At 62.5% G+C, this 16,015-nt stretch carries 15 protein-coding genes and 2 tRNA genes; 6 read left to right on the forward strand and 11 right to left on the reverse strand.

Annotation, left to right across the window (positions count from 1 at the left end):
- Positions 1-53: 53 nt before the first annotated feature.
- From I6L38_RS12915 to I6L38_RS12955, 9 genes are all read right to left on the reverse strand, one after another.
- A complete protein-coding gene (locus I6L38_RS12915) occupies positions 54-1,349 on the reverse strand; it encodes a PAS domain-containing methyl-accepting chemotaxis protein (protein ID WP_216988591.1) in 1,296 nt (431 codons plus the stop codon).
- A 209-nt stretch (positions 1,350-1,558) separates the two neighbouring features.
- Entirely contained in the window at positions 1,559-2,020 is a 462-nt protein-coding gene (locus tag I6L38_RS12920) for a GNAT family N-acetyltransferase (RefSeq protein WP_216988592.1), read from the reverse strand.
- Between the two features lie 72 nt (positions 2,021-2,092).
- A complete protein-coding gene (locus I6L38_RS12925; RefSeq protein WP_017781950.1) occupies positions 2,093-2,536 on the reverse strand; it encodes a DoxX family protein in 444 nt (147 codons plus the stop codon).
- Positions 2,537-2,541: 5 nt separating this feature from the next.
- Positions 2,542-3,297, reverse strand: a complete 756-nt coding sequence (locus I6L38_RS12930; protein WP_216988593.1) for a DNA-binding domain-containing protein — start codon at positions 3,295-3,297, stop codon at positions 2,542-2,544.
- Positions 3,290-4,138, reverse strand: coding sequence for a DUF692 domain-containing protein (locus tag I6L38_RS12935; RefSeq protein WP_216988594.1), 849 nt, complete (start codon positions 4,136-4,138; stop codon positions 3,290-3,292). Before I6L38_RS12935 ends, I6L38_RS12930 begins: the two co-directional genes overlap by 8 nt.
- A 63-nt stretch (positions 4,139-4,201) precedes the next feature.
- Entirely contained in the window at positions 4,202-4,465 is a 264-nt protein-coding gene (locus I6L38_RS12940) for a DUF2282 domain-containing protein (protein ID WP_005303242.1), read from the reverse strand.
- 353 nt (positions 4,466-4,818) lie between these two features.
- On the reverse strand, positions 4,819-5,634 hold the full coding sequence (locus I6L38_RS12945; RefSeq protein WP_216988595.1) for a helix-turn-helix domain-containing protein: 816 nt from the start codon (positions 5,632-5,634) through the stop codon (positions 4,819-4,821).
- Between the two features lie 18 nt (positions 5,635-5,652).
- Positions 5,653-5,985: a DUF6506 family protein gene (locus tag I6L38_RS12950; RefSeq protein WP_216988596.1), complete on the reverse strand. Its 333-nt coding sequence runs from the start codon at positions 5,983-5,985 to the stop codon at positions 5,653-5,655.
- A 219-nt stretch (positions 5,986-6,204) separates the two neighbouring features.
- A complete protein-coding gene (locus I6L38_RS12955) occupies positions 6,205-6,405 on the reverse strand; it encodes a YbfA family protein (protein ID WP_005303249.1) in 201 nt (66 codons plus the stop codon).
- A gap of 214 nt (positions 6,406-6,619) precedes the next feature.
- Between I6L38_RS12955 and I6L38_RS12960 the strand changes: the two genes are divergently transcribed.
- Entirely contained in the window at positions 6,620-6,913 is a 294-nt protein-coding gene (locus I6L38_RS12960; protein WP_010633270.1) for a hypothetical protein, read from the forward strand.
- A gap of 56 nt (positions 6,914-6,969) precedes the next feature.
- Here I6L38_RS12960 and I6L38_RS12965 read toward each other — a convergent pair.
- Both I6L38_RS12965 and I6L38_RS12970 read right to left on the reverse strand, forming a co-directional pair.
- Positions 6,970-7,043 (reverse strand) — tRNA-Cys (locus I6L38_RS12965).
- 55 nt (positions 7,044-7,098) lie between these two features.
- A tRNA-Gly gene (locus I6L38_RS12970) sits at positions 7,099-7,174 on the reverse strand.
- A gap of 249 nt (positions 7,175-7,423) precedes the next feature.
- On the opposite strand from I6L38_RS12970, the gene I6L38_RS12975 reads away from it, so the two are divergent.
- The 5 genes from I6L38_RS12975 to I6L38_RS12995 all read left to right on the forward strand — a co-directional run bounded on the left by I6L38_RS12975 (position 7,424) and on the right by I6L38_RS12995 (position 16,006).
- Positions 7,424-10,861: an ATP-binding protein gene (locus I6L38_RS12975; RefSeq protein ID WP_216988597.1), complete on the forward strand. Its 3,438-nt coding sequence runs from the start codon at positions 7,424-7,426 to the stop codon at positions 10,859-10,861.
- A 415-nt stretch (positions 10,862-11,276) separates the two neighbouring features.
- Positions 11,277-12,962: an ABC transporter substrate-binding protein gene (locus I6L38_RS12980; RefSeq protein ID WP_005303255.1), complete on the forward strand. Its 1,686-nt coding sequence runs from the start codon at positions 11,277-11,279 to the stop codon at positions 12,960-12,962.
- 119 nt (positions 12,963-13,081) lie between these two features.
- Positions 13,082-14,065, forward strand: a complete 984-nt coding sequence (locus I6L38_RS12985) for an ABC transporter permease (RefSeq protein ID WP_216988598.1) — start codon at positions 13,082-13,084, stop codon at positions 14,063-14,065.
- Between the two features lies 1 nt (position 14,066).
- Positions 14,067-14,987 carry an ABC transporter permease gene (locus tag I6L38_RS12990; RefSeq protein ID WP_017778439.1) on the forward strand — a complete coding sequence of 307 codons (921 nt, stop codon included), beginning with the start codon at positions 14,067-14,069 and terminating at the stop codon, positions 14,985-14,987.
- Positions 14,984-16,006, forward strand: a complete 1,023-nt coding sequence (locus tag I6L38_RS12995; RefSeq protein WP_211028368.1) for an ABC transporter ATP-binding protein — start codon at positions 14,984-14,986, stop codon at positions 16,004-16,006. The genes I6L38_RS12990 and I6L38_RS12995 overlap by 4 nt, the downstream gene beginning before the upstream one ends.
- The last annotated feature ends 9 nt before the right edge of the window (positions 16,007-16,015 follow it).

The raw sequence follows: 16,015 nt of genomic DNA on the forward strand, positions 1-16,015 counted from the left end.
TCGTTGAAATAGTGGTCAAGGCGGCCCGCATCCTAAGAGGGGCCGCCAGCAGACTAGATGGAGAGGCTGGAGACGGTTGCCGAGACGTTGTTGGCCTCCTGCCGGATCTCCACCATCACCTCGTTGACCTTGTCGATCTGCTGCTTGCCGAGCTCGGCGCTGCCGGCCACCCTGGCCATGTCGTCGGTCACTCTGGCGGTCAGCTCGCGGTTCTTCTGCACCACCTTGGCTATCTCGTCGGTGGAGAGCGACGTGCGGGCCGCCAGCTGGCGCACCTCGTCGGCCACCACCGCAAAACCGCGCCCCTGATCGCCGGCGCGGGCCGCCTCGATGGCCGCATTGAGGGCCAGCAGATTGGTCTGATCGGCGATGCTGCTGATGGTGGAGACGATGGCCTCTATGCTTCTGGACTGCTCGTTGAGCTGGTTGATGAGCAGGATGGTCTTGTCCACCTGCTCGCTGATGAGCGACGAGGTCTCCACCACGGAGCGCAGCAACTCTGCCCCCTGTTCGGCACAGCGCTGGGTCTCCTGAGCCGTGGCGTGAGCCACCTGGGTGGCATCGCGCACCGCATGGCTCTTGGTGACACGATCAGTAATGTCGCTGGCAAACTTGATGACCCGGCTCACCTTGCCGCTCTCGTCGCGAATGGGGTTGTAGGTGGCCTCCAGCCAGATCGCATCACCATGGCTGTTGCGCCGCAGGAAGAGCCCGGACTTGAATTGCCCCTGAGCCAGCTCTTCCCAGAAGCGGGGGTTCTCCTCATAGAAGGCGTCATCGCACAGGATGCGGTGATTGCGCCCCTTGAGCTCGTTCAGGGTGTAGCCGACGCAACTCAGGAAGTTGGCGTTGGCCGAGAGGATGTCACCGGTCGGGGTGAATTCGATCATGGCAAGCGAGCGTTCAAGCGCCTTGGAGACCGCCTCCTGGTTAAGCAGTTGCTGATGCTCCGCGGTGACGTCGCTGGCGATCTTGATCACCTGGGTCACCCTGCCCTGCGACTTTACCGGGAAGTAGCTGGCCTCCAGCCAGACCACCTCGCCCCGCTTGTTGCGGCGCGAGAAGATGCCGGACTTGACCCTGCCCTGCTTGAGCTGGGCCCAGAACTGCTGGTACTCGGCGGAGCGGGCCAGCTCCTGGCTGCAAAACATCCGGTGGTGCTGACCCTGCAGCTCGATGGCGCTGTAACCCATCAGGCTCAAAAATGGCTGGTTGGCCTCCAGGATCTCGCCATCCGGGGTGAAGATGATGGTCGCGATCCCGGCCTTGACCGCTTCCACGAAGCCCTGTGACTCGGCGAGCTGTGCCTGGCAGGCCTGCAGTTGCGCCTTCAGCTTGTTGTTGAACATGGGTGTCATACCTCTGTAATGACCTGACAAGGTGGGAACGGGCACAAGACTCGGCGTCAAGGTGAACCGGCACGAGCCTGTTGAGGCTGATCATAGTTGAGCGTGGTGACTCGATCAGAATTTGGCCGAGATTTTGCCACAGCCAGGGAGAGGTTCGCAGTGCCCGTCTCCCGTTGGCAGGCGTGATACGGGCAGGGCGGCAAGCGGGATCACCCGGGTTGCCACTCCAGATAGGCGGGGTTGCTCACAAACCCCATCCGCTCGTAGAGGGGCCGCCCCTCTTCGCTGGCATGGAGCCAGACTTGGCCCAGCTGCTGCTCCCTGGCATAGTCCGCCATCTGGTCCAGCAGGGCACCGGCCAGTCCCTGCCGGCGATGGGCAGGCAGGGTATACATGTTGAGCAGATAGCCCTCCCTCCCCGTCAGATTGCCGGGATAGGGCGGGCGCACGAAGAGCGCCAGGGTCGCGCTCGCCACCACTTCGCCATCCACCTCCGCCACCCAGGAGCGGGCGCTCTCCTCGGCCTGCGCCGTGCTGAAATAGGCGGTGGTGGCCTGCCACAGCGGCAGATCGGCCAACGGCTCGCTCAGCTCCCCCACCTCGCAAAACAGCGCCATGCGCAGGGTCACCAGCGCGGGAATGTCTGCCTGCGTTGCCTGCCGGATGATCATCGCCTCTTCTCCTTGTGATGAAATGCACAGGCACCCCGCAGGGTGCCTGATGAGAGTGCCAGTGTGGCGGCTTCATCCCCGCCTGACAAGGCGCCACTGATCCAGGGCCAGCGGCCCCGCCCCCCACACAGCCAGGGTCAGCAACATCCAGCCCCACAACTGGTGATCGTAAAAGCCGCCGGCCCAGAGGGCGGGATAGGAGAGCACCGCCATGATGTTGAAGGCAAACAGCAGGGCGGCGACCGGCCGGGTGAAAAGCCCAAGCAGCAGCAGCACCGGCAGCAGCAACTCGGTGGCCGTCCCCAGCCAGGCTGCCCACTGCCAGGGCAGCAGGGGCACCCGATACTCGAACTCGAACAGGTAGAGGGTGCTGTCCCAAGCGCTCAGCTTGAGCCAGCCGGAGCGCAAGAAGACCGCCGCCACCCAGCATCTGGCCAGCAGCAACAGGGCGCCGCTCAGCCACCAGGGGGCGGCTGGCCCCCGTTGCTGCATCAGGGGGAACTTGTGGTTTGTCATCGAATTTACTCCAGCGTTGAGGTCACATCGACCAGCAGGCCCAGGGTGACGAGGCGGGTCAGATACTCTGCAGCCTGCGGATCTTGCGCCAGCAGGGTCGACAGGGCGATGCCCTGGCGGCAACCATCCAGCAGGCGCCACTCCCCCTCGCTCAGGCGCAGCGGCAATACCCGACAATCGGGCTGTTTCTTGAGGGCGAGCCAGGCGGGGGCCGCCAGATCGTGCACCGCCTCACCCTGGTGCAGAGCCATCTGCCAGAGGGCCTCCACCGGGCGAAGGCTGTCAAACAGAAGCAGATCGCAGGCCGGGATCAGCACCAGCGTCTGCCAGGCCGCTGGCGGCAGAGCCGCCACCCGCTCGGCCGGCCAGTGGCGTGCCTCGGGGGCCAGCAGACTGGTGCGCTCCAGTGCCCACTCGAAGCGGGCAAGCTCCCCCAGCCAGGGCAGCTCGGCGGTGGTGGGCAGCCCGGCGAGCCAGTCGTCAAAACCGGCGCCATAGTGCATCACGCTCCCTTCGCAGAGGGGCTCCGCCAGTACGAAGCCGCGCGCCGCGGCGTCGAAAAACGCCTCCCCCACCATGGCCTTAACCGCCGGGTAGCTGCCTGCCAGCACCTCGCCAAGGCTCAGGATGAAGTGGTTGCGATAGACCTGCAGCACGGCATCGGCCGGGAAGAGGCGGGAATGGACGTGGGGCAGAATGGCCTCGCTCTGGCCAAGCAGCCCCTCGGCAAACTGCTGCTGCCGGTGGGCCAGCTCAGACATGGGCGGCCTCCGACTCAGGATGGGCAGCCATGGCGGCATCCAGCAGGGTGCTCGCACGCTCAGCCTCCGCCAACAGCACGGGGAGCGGCGGTATCTCGAGATCCCACTCGATCAGGGTGGGGATGGCGCGCTGGCGGCAGATCTCGGCATAGAGGGCCCAGACCGGCTCGCTCACCGGCGCGCTGTGGGTATCGATATAGAGGTGCCCCAGCGGCAGGGACTTGTCGGTAAAACCGGCCAGGTGGATTTCACCCACGGTGGCGATATCGATGGCAGCCAGATAGTCACGGCACGCAAAGCCGTGGTTGAAGGCACTGACGTAGAGGTTGTTGAGATCGAGCAGGATGCCGCACTCGCTGCGCCGTTGCAGCTCGGCCAGAAACTCCCACTCCGGCATCTCTCCCGCCAGTTGCAGGTAAGAAGAGGGGTTCTCGATCAGCAGCCGGCAGCCGAGTGCATCCTGCACCTGCATGATCTTGTCGCTCATGGTGAGCAGGGCCTCCCGGGTATAGGGTACTGGCAGCAGATCGTTGAAGTGGCGCCCCCCGATGCTGCCCCAGCTGAGGTGCTCCGAGATGCGCACCGGCTTGATGGCGCCGGCCAGGGCCGAGAGGCTGGCAAGGTGAGCAAGGTCGAGCCCATCGGCCGACCCCAGGGACATGCCGACCCCGTGCAGGCTGACCGGATAGTGCCGGGCCAGCTCGCTCAATACCTGAAAACCCCGGCTGTGCCGTTCGAAGTAATTCTCGCTGTGCACCTCCAGCCAGCCGACGGCCGGCAGGGTACGCAGCATCTCGTCGTAATGGGGGGTTCGCAATCCAATACCAATCAAGGGGTTCATCGCAAAGACTCGCGGTTGGCCATCAAAAGAGAGCCACGGTGCACAACACCGTGGCACCCAGCCTTACTTGGGTTGCAGCGAACCGCCGGCCAGCTTCTCGCACAGCCCCTTGGGCACCACCACGAAGGCGTCGCCCTGGGCATCCATCTTGGCGGTGCCGGCGCAGGAGTTGGTCTTGGTCGCACAGTCGTTCTTGCTCGCCTTCACCACGCCGTAGCACTTCTCCTTCTCGTCGGCAGCCATGGCCGGGGCGGCAATGAACTGGGCGCCGAGGGCCAGCAGACCGGTCATGGCGGAGGCGATGGCAGTGCTCTTTTTAACGTTCATTCTCTGTTCCTTCTGATTGTGTGTGGTGTGCCCGATCATTCGCGACCGGATGCCTTCCATAGAACCGGCGATGCGACGAAATGATTTCAAAAAAAATGCAAAATCGGCACATCTATAAAAAACACAATTAGTAGCGTGCTGTTTTAAAAGGAGTTTTTAGGATGTTCTCGGCCACAGGGCATTGACATCAAGACGGCGACAGAGACGATGGCATGGCGGTGACGGGGTAACCGGTTCGCCTCCCCGACCATCCCGACGCGGGTCTGCCGGCACATTTTCACCAGCGCGCTGCGGCGAGAGGCGAGCTGGTCGCAAGGCAATATGAATGGAAAAGCGCCGAGCGGGCGGGGTCGTCAGAGCGATCCGGCCGGCCGGTTTATCTGCGGGCTGTAGTGGTTGAGGCGCTGATGCTCAGGGGTGAGCAGTTGCCCGGGCGAGCGCCCGGTAAAGAAGTGGCAGCTCTTGATGAAATGGGGCTGATCGCAATAGCCCTGTTCCAGCAGAGCATCGAGCGACGGGGTGCCCGACAGCAGCTGGCGCAGCGCCCTTTGAAAGCGGGCGGTACGTAGAAAATAGCGGGCATCTACCCCGAGATGGCTGCGCAATCGCCGCTGAAAGGTGCGTGCGCTCATCCCCAGTTGCAGCTGTAACTCAATCGCCGGCGTGCCGTAATAGAGCCGCTCTATCGCCCGCACCAGCGCAAGATCCCGCGGCGGACGACTCGCCACCTGCCGGCGCAACCAGGCGCCCAGCGTCCCTGCCCCTTCCTGCATCAACCACTGCGGGTCGGGGCAGACAATCCCCAGCTCATCGAGGGGCAGCACCCGATCGCTCAACTGCTCGAGCGGCACGCCAAACAGATCGAAACAGGCCGAAGAGCGCAGCCGCAGCCCCAGCAGATGAGTCTGGCCATGGGCGGCAAAGCGCAGGCGGGCATGGCGCGGGCAGAGCAACACGGCAACCCCCGTGGCCACGGTGACGGTGCGGTGCAAATCTGCTGACGAGAGGATCGTGATGGTGAGGGGAGCCCCCAGATTGAACAGGATCTCGGCCCCGGTGCCGGGGAAGATCTCAGGCATCGGCTGGGGGTGACCAAGGCGCCACTCCCAACCTTGCGCCAGCCAGGGCGCCAGATCGGGAGCGGGCTGAAATTTACGGCACTGCATCATGGCGGGCTACGATGTTGCTCACAGGCTCGGTTCAGAGGCGGACAGGAAGAGGGTATCACCGCTGACATGGTCGAGACAGGGATGGCGATCGAAGCGCACCACGCCTATCTCCATGCGACCCGCGGCCGCCTCCACCATGGCGGCGACCCCCAGGTGACCGAACCCGGCACACAGCTCCACCGCCCGGATCCCCTCCCGATATAGCTCGTCGAGCAGTTCACGGCCTCCCTGGTAGTCGGGCACGGCGATCGTCTTCACATGGACGTTCTCCGTCTTGACCCAGCTGGCGTGGCGGGCGGGATCCGCCCCCGGTGCAACGAAGATGAAGGCGGCCTTGAAAATATCGGACATATAAAAAGCTCCTCGGATCAATGAGTCGCCACTCTACCCGGGATCCCGCGGGCCGGATTGTACCGCGGCGCCACCCGCCCTCATCATGCAGGACAAAACCTGGCGCAAGGGGCGCCATACAGACCTCATTTCTCCCTGTTGAATGCAATTTGTGCGGCCAGGGGCCATAAATGCAAAAGAGACAGCCGAAGCTGTCTCTTTTGTCATCAAGCCGGGACCTCAGTAGAAGATCCGCTCGCCGCGCTCGCTCATCTTGAGCCATACCGGTTTAGTGCTGGTTTTGCTCCAGATCCGGTGCAGATAGCTGTAGAAACGGGCCCGGTCGCTGCGAAACAGCATCACGGGGAAGGCCAGCATACCCACCAGCAGCACATAGAGGCGACGAAGAATTATCTGAGTAAGGGAATAGGGATGAAACATGATAGCACTCCTCACTGGTAAGACCACTGAGCAAAGATTACTCCACAATTTGTAGGATTACTACACCAGGAATCCCATTTTTTCGCAAAAAACGCCCTGAAAAGCCACAAAGTGAAATTGGGTTACATCCATTAACTTACAGGCAACAAAAGCTGGCAAAGCGGCCGCGTTTGACCAGATTTAATGAGTTGGCAGTCAACATGGAGTCAAGGCGATGAAACCCGCAGAAATGGCGATCATAGGGATCCTGGGCCTGCTGATCTGGTCGGAATGGCAGGACTGGCAGCTCAACCGGGACGACAGCATCACCCTGGCCTACAAGGGGGCCCCCACCGTCAGCCTGTGGCAGTGCGGTCAGTTGAAACAGAAGATGATGGATGTGACCGAACACTCGGCCGAAGTGCAGTTTCAGTACCGGGGACAGGACCTGACACAGGTAAACCGCTATCTGGAGCGGGAGTGGCAACAGCAGGGTTGCGAACAGCTGTTGCTGCAGCAGGGATACTGATACGACAAAACGCCGCACGAAACGGTCGATATCGGAAAATTCAGACAGGGAGAAGATGGAGGCACGTTCCGGAGTCGAACCGGACTAAACGGATTTGCAATCCGCTGCATAACCGCTTTGCTAACGCGCCATGCTGACAAGGCATTGCCTTGAAAGTGATATCCATGATTGGTGCCATGGAAGATTGGAGCGGGAAACGAGACTCGAACTCGCGACCCCGACCTTGGCAAGGTCGTGCTCTACCAACTGAGCTATTCCCGCATTACTGCTTGTGTGCCAGTTGCCTGACAACGAGGCGCATTATACGTACCCCGAGCAGAGGCACAACCCTTTTTTCTCACTTTTAGCCCTTTCTCGTGCTGTTTGCTCAGGGTTTAAACGGCTTGCCCAAAAAAAACGCGCCAGGCTGTGACCCAGCAGGCGAATTCAAGATAAAGTCATTGAAATGATTAGCCTTTAATCAGAGACTTGCGGCGGTTAGTAACCGGATTCTCAATTGAAAATCTCCCGATGAAATGGATCTTCAAGCCTCGTGGACTCAGGCCGCAGCTGATGCTGGCATTTTTTATGCTGGCCATGGTGCCCTTCCTGGTTGTCACCCTGTTTTTCCTCTATAGCCACGGCAAGGATCTCACCACCCAGACCTCCAACCATCTGGTTTCCGTTCGCAACATCAAGAAGAGCCAGCTGGAAGATTACTTCGGCAACCTCAAACAGCAGATCATCAACTTTTCCCAGCAGGATTTTGCCGGCAACAGTATCGGTCGCTTCTACGGCTTCACCGGCGCCTTCGAGAAACTCGGCACCACACCGCAGGAGGCCCGCGCCCGCGCCCAGGCCCGCTATGTGCCGGGCTCCTGGGATCAGCTGCAAAAGCCCGACAACACCCCCGACATCGAGCCCTCCATCAGTGCCCTGATCCTGGCGGACGAGATGTATGGCCGGGTGCATCAGCGCTTTCATCGCGGCTACGCCGACATGGTGCGCAAGTCCAACTACAGCGACATCTTCCTGATCGACCTCAACGGCGACGTGGTCTATTCGGTCACCAAGCGCGCCAACTTCGCCACCAACCTGCTCTCCGGCCCCTACCAATCGAGTGGTCTGGGCCAGACCTTCGCCAAGATCAAACGGCGCCTCGACGGCGGCCAGAAGCCGCAACAGATCTTCGAGTTCACCGATTTTGGCCGCAACGAGCTGACCGGCCAGGTGGTCGCCTACATGGCCGCCCCCGTGATGCAGTACGACTATGTGCGCGGCGTGGTGATCTTCGAGCTGCTGCCGGACAAGCTCAACCAGATCATGGCGGAGCGGGAGGGGCTCGGTGCAACCGGCGAGACCATCCTCATCGGCCCGGACAAGCGGATGCGCGCCAACGCCTGGCTGGCCCCCGAGTTCAGCGTGGAGAACAGCTTCAGCCCCAACTTCCGGCCGCTGCAGACCCCGCTGGTGGTCAAGGCGCTCTCCGGCGAGCAGGGGGTCGGGCTGTTTCGCTCCTACCACGAGGACGAGGTGCTGGCCGCCTACACCCAGGTGAAGGTGTTCGACACCGAGTGGGCCTTCATCGCCGAGATCTCCACCAGCGAGGCCTATCGCCCCATCCGCCAGCTGGAGACCCTGGTGATCCTGCTGGGGGCCGGCTCATTGCTGCTGCTGATCCTCTTCTCCCGCTGGCTCTCCCACTCCATCACGGCGCCGCTGCGCTCCCTCACCGCCGCCGCCGAGCAGGTGGCCGACGGCGCCCTGGATCACCCCATCGCCATCGCCCGCACCGATGACGACATCGACCGGCTCGCCCAGGCGTTTCGCCACATGCAGCGCTCGGTAAAGGACAAGATCGAGCTCATCGAGCGGCAGACCCAGGAGCTGCAGCAGCAGGTCAAGCTGACCCACAAGCAGAACCTCAGCCTGCAGCAGGCGGACAAGCTCAAGGATGAGCTGCTGGCCAACACTTCCCACGAGCTGCGCACCCCCATTCACGGCATCAAGGGAATGGCCGAGTCCATGCTCGCCAGCCAGCAGGATCTGACCGAAGGGCAGCAGAAACAGCTCGGGCTCATCATCAAGAGTGCCGACGGCCTGGCGCGGCTGGTGGACGATCTGCTCGACTACCACCAGATGCGCTACGGCCAGCTGGAGATCCACCCCCAGCCTGTCTCCTCCAAGGGGGTCATCCGGCTGGTGCTGGATCTCTGCCAGCACCTGGTGCAGGCCAAACCGCTCACCCTGGTGGACAAAACCCCGGCCGAGCTGCCGCCTGTGCTGGCGGACGAGCAGCGGCTCGAACAGGTGCTCTACAACCTGGTGGGCAACGCCATCAAGTACACGCCACAGGGCAAGGTGGTGCTGAGCGCCCTGGTGGAGGGCAACTTCCTGCACATCAGGGTGACCGACACCGGCATCGGCATCGCCAGGGATCACCTGGAGCACATCTTCGAGCCGCTGGTGCAGATGAGCCCGGAGGTGAGCAAGCAGGGGGCCGGTCTCGGCCTCTCCATCACCCGCCAGCTGGTACACCTGATGGGGGGCGAGCTGTTCGTGGAGAGCGAGCCGAGCGTCGGCTCCACCTTCGCCTTCACCCTGCCGCTCGCCAGCGGCAAGGCGGGCAGCCTGACCCTCGACAGCCGCCAGATCGAACACCAGCTGGTGCGCCAGCAGCCGCTCGCCCTGCCGGAGTGGGAGAGCGATGACCTCCCTCCGCCCCCCGAGGATGCGCCCCTCATCCTGGTGGTGGACGACGAACCCATCAATTTGCACATACTGCGCCACCTGCTGCAGCCCTGTGGTTATCGCATCCTGCCCAGCAGCGACGGCCACGACGCGCTGGCCAAGCTGGCCCAGGAGCCGGTCGACCTCATCCTGCTGGACGTGATGATGCCGACCCTCTCCGGCTTCGACGTCTGCCGCCGGCTGCGGGAGCAGCATCCCAAGGAGAAGCTGCCGGTGCTGCTGCTCACCGCCCTCAACCAGCCCAAGGATATCGAGGAGGGTTTCAATGCCGGCGCCAACGACTACCTGGTCAAACCCTTCTGCAAGGAGGAGCTGTTCGCCCGGGTCAGGGCCCTGCTGGAGGCGAACGCCGGGCGCGCCTCTCTGGTGGAGAACCGCTTGCTCAAGCAGGAGATAGAGCACCGGCTGGTGCTGCAGGAGCAGTTGCATCAGGATCAGCAGCGGCTGCTGGCCCTGCTCGGCGAAGGGGCCGACCCCATGGTGTTCATCGATGGTCAGGGCACTGTGCTGTTCGCCTCCCGGGTGCTGGCTCGCCTGCTGGGCCAGGAGCCGGAAGCCATGGAGGGGCAGCCGCTGGACGACTGGCTGGCCAGCCCGCTGGCCAGCCAGTGGCCCGGGCTGCAGGCCGGCCAGGAACAGTCGCTGGCGTTTCTGGTGGCGGGCCAGCGGGACGAGCTCAACGCCCGCGCCCTGCCCATCAGCCTGGGGGGGCAGGCCGCCTATGCACTGGCCCTCAGCACCGAATCGAGGCCCGACGAAAACCGGGTGATGGCGCTGGAGAATGCCCTCAAGAGCCTGTCGCGCCAGGCCATCATCGAGGATGGCCAGCTGCTGGGCGAGCTGAGCCGGCTGGGCGGGGAGTTCCGCTCGCTCGCCGACGACCTCATCCGCCAGCAGGATGACGAGCCATTGCGCCGTGCCCTGGTGGACACCATGCGGCTCACCCTGGATGCCTGGCAGCAGAGCACCGGCAAGGGCAAGATAGTGCTGGCCGAAAAGAGCAAGCTGTGGCGGGTCTACATGGACCGCTCCAGCCCGCAGACCCGCACCCTCGACAAGTACCTGAGCCTGGATACCCTGCCCAAGGCGCCGCGCTGGAAGACGGTGGTCGCCACTGCCGAATACGTGCTCAGCCACGGCCCGCTCAACGAGGCCCAGCGCCAGCAGCTGCACCACAGCGCCCAGACCCTGCGCCAGCTCGCCACCCGCAAGAGCTAGCGCATCCCCTCCCCACCCCATCTCCAATCTGGGCCCTGGCTCACACTTGGCGGGGCGGTTTTTTTTTGTGCAAAATTAAGCCCGCTCACCACGTCAAAACGAGAGCCGATCCAATTCACACAATTGTCATGAGGGGCAGATTGACGGGGACTTATTACGTCAGAGCAATTAACATAACCTCATGATTTAAATCGAGTTAAAAGCCATTTTGACGAAATTGACGTGATGGCGCCGATTTTTACGATATCGACGATCTGAACAGTTGTTGTTTTCCTGTTAACTCTGCTTTGCTAGGGACGTTGGATGACACAACTACAAGGGTGAAAAACCTGACCAACATTGAGGGCCGACCTCCCCAGCATGCGAAGTCGGTGCTCAAATCCAAACAAGGAATATAAATAAGAAAGGAAATAATATGCTTGCCAAAGTATCCAAAATCTCTACTGCTGTAATGCTGGGCACCATGATGCTTGCCGGCGCTGCCGGCAACGCCATGGCGGCGGACAACAAGACGGTGCTGACTCTGGTCGCACAACAGGAAACCGCGTGGGTCAAAAACTTCAACCCCTTCCTGCAAGCGGGTCTGTTGCACACCACCCGTCACTTCATCTATGAACCCCTGGTGATCTTCAACGATATGCAGGGTGGCAAACCCGTCTATCGTCTAGCCACCCACTTCGAGTTCAGCAAGGACCTCAAGTCCGTCACCTTCGATCTGCGTGACGGGGTGAAGTGGTCGGACGGTCAGCCCTTTACCGCCGATGACGTCCTCTTCTCCTTCAACCTGGTCAAGGCCAACAAGGCGCTGGACGAGCGCTCAATCTGGACCCAGATCAAGAGCGTCGAGAAGCTGGCTCCCAACAAGATCAAGTTCGACCTGACCGACGTCAACACCAACGTGGTGAACGACCTGGTGCTGGTGCCCATCGTACCGGAGCATCAGTGGAAATCGGTGAAAGACCCGGTCGCCTTCACCAACGACAAGCCGGTCGGCACCGGTCCCTTCACCGAAGTGGACAACTTCTCCGCCCAGCTCTACACCCAGTGCCGCAACCCACACTACTGGGACAACGCCAACCTCTCCATCGACTGCCTGCGCATGCCGCAGATGGCCACCAACGACCAGGTACTGGCCGCTGTGATGAAGGGGGACGTGGACTGGTTCGGCTCCTTCGTGCCGGACATCGAGCGCCTCTACGTCGGCAACGATCCCAAGAACAACAAATACTGGTTCCCGGCCTCCGGCACTGTGGCGTTCAACGTCAACTTCCAGGCCAAGAAACCGGGCAACCACGAAGCCTTCAACGACGTCAACTTCCGCCGCGCCTTCTCCATGGCGATGGACCGCCAGTCCATGGTGGACATCGCGGGCTACGGCTACCCGACCGTCAACGAGTACCCGTCAGGTCTGGGCAAGGCGTTCGACTCCTGGAACAACCCGGAAGTGGACAAGAAGTACGGCAAGTACAACAAGTTCGATCTGGAAGGGGCCAAGGCCCTGTTGAAACAGGCCGGCTACAAGGATTGTGACGGCGACAAGTTCCTCGACACCCCCACCTGCCAGAAGATCGAGTTCAAGGTGCTGGTACCGAACGGCTGGACCGATTGGGTCAACACCGCCCAGATCGGCGTGGAAGGGTTGCAGGCTCTGGGCCTGAACGCCAAGACCGCCACCCCGGAAGCCACCGTCTGGACCGAAAACCTGATCACCGGTGACTTCGACGTCGCCCTGCAGGGTTACTTTGCCGGTGCCAACCCGCACAAGTACTTCGAGACCGCCTTCCACTCCCGCAACATGGGTGAGCGCGGCAACCGCTTCGCGGCGCCCCGCTACAAGGATCCGGCGCTCGACAAGCTGATCGACGACTTTACCCAGACCGCCGATGCCGCCAAGCAGAAGGAGATCATGTTCGAGATCCAGGACAGGGTCGGTGCCAACCAGACCATCATCCCGGTATTCAACAACCCGACCTGGTACGAATACAGCACCAAGCGTTTCCACGGCTGGTTCAGTGCCGACAACCCGGTCGCCAAGCCGCAGGTTCACCCGGATACCCCGGAGCGTCTGCTGCACGTGTTGTCACTCAAGCCGAACAGCTAATCAATCCCGGCCCCCTGCGGGGGGCCCTCTTCCCCGCCCATTCCCCTTATCTCCCGGCTCTGCCGGGGTTGGGGTAACTATGCCCGGCGCGGGGCGGACCAGCAGTAAAAGGTATCATCATGGGATTCATACTGAGACGCTTTTCCTTCTATCTGGTCGCCTTTCTGGTGGCCGCCACCATCAACTTCCTGCTGCCCAGAGCCATGCCGGGGGACCCCGTCTCCGTCATGTTTGCCCGGGCCGGCGCCATGATGGAACCCGCCGCGCTGGAGGCCCTCAAGGCCACCTTCGGTTTCGTGGACGGCCCCATCGGCACCCAGTTTCTCACCTATGTGAAGAGCGTCTTCACCTGGGATCTCGGCACCTCGGTGCGCTACTACCCCCAACCGGTCGCCGACGTGCTCGGCCGCGCCATCGGCTGGACCCTGTTTCTGGTGGGCACCTCCACCATCCTGAGCTTCTCCATCGGTTCCATCGTCGGCATCTTCGCCGCCTGGCACCGGGGCGGTCGCCTCGACAGCATCCTCTCCCCGCTCACCCTGGTGATGCAGGCCATTCCGCCTGTGGTCATCTCGCTGCTGGCGCTCTTCCTGTTCGGGGTGAGCCTGGAGTGGCTGCCCATCGGCTACGCCTACAGCCCGGAGATCACCCCCGACTGGGGCTGGGATCACATCAAGAGCATCCTGACCCACGCCATCATGCCGGTGGGCACCCTGGCCATGGTGCAGGTGGGGGGCTTTCTCATCACCATGCGCAACAACATGATCAACCTGCTGGGCGAGGACTACATCACCATGGCCAAGGCCAAGGGACTCTCCAGCAACCGGGTGATCTTCAACTACGGCGCCCGCAACGCCATCCTGCCGAGCGTCACCGCCCTCTCCATGGCGCTCGGTTTCGTCATCGGCGGATCCCTCATCACCGAGGTGATCTTCAACTATCCCGGCCTGGGCCTGACCCTCTATCAGGGCATTCTGGCCCGCGACTACCCGCTCATTCAGGGGCAGCTGCTCATCATGACCATCACCATGCTCAGCTTCAACTTCCTGGCCGACGTGCTCTACGTCTTCCTGGATCCCCGTCTGCGTACCGGAGGCAAATAAGATGCGCATGCCGACTATTCTGAAAATCCTGCTGGGCAACAAGAAGGCCGCCTGCGGCCTCTTCATCGTGGTCAGCTTCGTGCTGATGGCCCTGTTCGCCCCCATTCTGGCCGGCAACGAACCGACCAAACGGGTGGCCCGCCCCCACCAGCCCCCCAGCACCGAGTTCGTGATGGGCACCACCCGCATGGGCCACGACATCTGGGCCCAGTTCACCAACGGCGCCCGCATCTCCCTGATGGTGGGCTTCAGCGCGGGCCTGCTGGTGTGCGCCCTCGCCGTCGCCATCGGCATCACCGCCGGCTACTTCGGCGGTCTGGTGGACGAGTGCCTCACCTTCCTGATGAACGTGGTGCTGGTGATCCCCAACCTCCCTCTATTGCTGGTGCTGGCCAGCTTCATCGGGGAGGCGTCACCGGCGGTGATCGCCCTCATCATAGGCTTTACCTCCTGGGCCTATGGCGCGCGGGTCATCCGTGCCCAGACCCTGGCCCTGCGGGAGAAAGAGTTTGTCATCGCCGCCGAGGTGCTGGGGGAGCCGGCCTGGCGCATCATCCTGGTGGAGATATTGCCGAACCTCATCTCCATCATCGGCGTGAGCTTCATCGGCTCCATCATCTACGCCATCGTCACCGAGGCGACCCTGGAGTTCCTGGGCCTCGGCGACCCCACAGTCGTGAGCTGGGGCATCATGCTCTACAACGCCCAGACCTCCAGCGCCATCCTGGTCGGCGCCTGGTGGGAGATCCTGGCCCCCTGCTTCGCCATCGCAACGCTCGGTGCCGGCCTGGCCCTGCTCAACTTTGCCATCGACGAAATCGCCAACCCGCAGCTGCGCTCCCACAAGGGGCTCAATCGCTGGAAGAAACTCGCCGCCCCCGTCACCACGCCGGTGCCGGCCGTACAGGAGAAGACAGCATGAGATCGCAACAACCCCTGCTGTCGGTACGCAACCTCTGCGTCGACTACATCACCGAGAACGGCGACGTGCGCGCCGTCAACTCGGTCAGCTTCGACATAGCCCCTGGTGAAGTGTTCGGCCTGGCCGGCGAGTCGGGTTGCGGCAAGTCCACCGTCGCCTTCTCGGTGGCGCGGCTGCACAAGCCGCCCGCCTACATCAGCGGCGGCGAGATCCTGTTCAAGGGGGAGAACATCCTCCACTACGGCGATGAGCGGCTGCGCAGCTACCGCTGGCAGCAGGTGTCGGTGGTGTTCCAGTCCGCCATGAATGCGCTCAACCCCGTGCTGCGCATGGAGGAGCAGTTCTGCGACGTGCTGCTGGCCCACAACCCGGGGCTGACCCGCTATGAGGCGATCAAGCGCGCCCAGGAGCTGCTCGCCATCGTCGACATCCACCCGAGCCGGCTCAAGGACTACCCGCACCAGTTCTCCGGCGGCATGCGCCAGCGGCTGGTGATCGCCATCGCCATGGCACTCAACCCCGAGCTGCTGATCATGGACGAGCCGACCACGGCGCTCGACGTGGTGGTGCAACGGGAGATCCTGCAGAAGGTCTATGCGCTCAAAGAGAAGTTCAACTTCTCCATCCTCTTCATCACCCACGACCTCTCCTTGATGGTGGAGTTCTGCGATCGCATCGGCATCATGTACGCCGGTGAACTGGTGGAGGTGGCGCCGGCCAAGGCGATCCTGACCGCGCCGCTGCACCCCTATACCAGGGGGCTCGGCAACTCCTTCCCGCCCCTGCACGGGCCCAAGAAGGTGCTGGAGGGGATCCCGGGCACCCCGCTCAACCTGCTGGAGGTGCCGGTGGGCTGCCGCTTTCAGGCCCGCTGCGGCAAGGTGCACGAGCGCTGCCGCCAGCAGTACACCAAGCTCGCCGAGATCCGCCCCGGCCAACAAACCGCCTGCCACCTCTATGAGGCGCAGGATGAGCAACAAGATCCCCTGATCTATCTGGACAAGGCCGCTGGCTGTTAAGGATGTCTG

Origin of the sequence: Aeromonas sp. FDAARGOS 1408, assembly GCF_019048665.1 — a bacterium.
GTDB lineage: Bacteria > Pseudomonadota > Gammaproteobacteria > Enterobacterales > Aeromonadaceae > Aeromonas > Aeromonas dhakensis.

Coding starts and splice junctions, on each gene's coding strand:
- I6L38_RS12925 (WP_017781950.1), bottom strand. CDS start 2,536: ATGACAAACCACAAGTTCCCCCTGATGCAGCAACGGGGGCCAGCCGCC.
- I6L38_RS12990 (WP_017778439.1), top strand. CDS start 14,067: ATGCGCATGCCGACTATTCTGAAAATCCTGCTGGGCAACAAGAAGGCC.
- I6L38_RS12935 (WP_216988594.1), bottom strand. CDS start 4,138: ATGAACCCCTTGATTGGTATTGGATTGCGAACCCCCCATTACGACGAG.
- I6L38_RS12980 (WP_005303255.1), top strand. CDS start 11,277: ATGCTTGCCAAAGTATCCAAAATCTCTACTGCTGTAATGCTGGGCACC.
- I6L38_RS12915 (WP_216988591.1), bottom strand. CDS start 1,349: ATGTTCAACAACAAGCTGAAGGCGCAACTGCAGGCCTGCCAGGCACAG.
- I6L38_RS12950 (WP_216988596.1), bottom strand. CDS start 5,985: ATGTCCGATATTTTCAAGGCCGCCTTCATCTTCGTTGCACCGGGGGCG.
- I6L38_RS12975 (WP_216988597.1), top strand. CDS start 7,424: ATGAAATGGATCTTCAAGCCTCGTGGACTCAGGCCGCAGCTGATGCTG.
- I6L38_RS12985 (WP_216988598.1), top strand. CDS start 13,082: ATGGGATTCATACTGAGACGCTTTTCCTTCTATCTGGTCGCCTTTCTG.
- I6L38_RS12930 (WP_216988593.1), bottom strand. CDS start 3,297: ATGTCTGAGCTGGCCCACCGGCAGCAGCAGTTTGCCGAGGGGCTGCTT.
- I6L38_RS12945 (WP_216988595.1), bottom strand. CDS start 5,634: ATGATGCAGTGCCGTAAATTTCAGCCCGCTCCCGATCTGGCGCCCTGG.
- I6L38_RS12995 (WP_211028368.1), top strand. CDS start 14,984: ATGAGATCGCAACAACCCCTGCTGTCGGTACGCAACCTCTGCGTCGAC.
- I6L38_RS12960 (WP_010633270.1), top strand. CDS start 6,620: ATGAAACCCGCAGAAATGGCGATCATAGGGATCCTGGGCCTGCTGATC.
- I6L38_RS12955 (WP_005303249.1), bottom strand. CDS start 6,405: ATGTTTCATCCCTATTCCCTTACTCAGATAATTCTTCGTCGCCTCTAT.
- I6L38_RS12920 (WP_216988592.1), bottom strand. CDS start 2,020: ATGATCATCCGGCAGGCAACGCAGGCAGACATTCCCGCGCTGGTGACC.
- I6L38_RS12940 (WP_005303242.1), bottom strand. CDS start 4,465: ATGAACGTTAAAAAGAGCACTGCCATCGCCTCCGCCATGACCGGTCTG.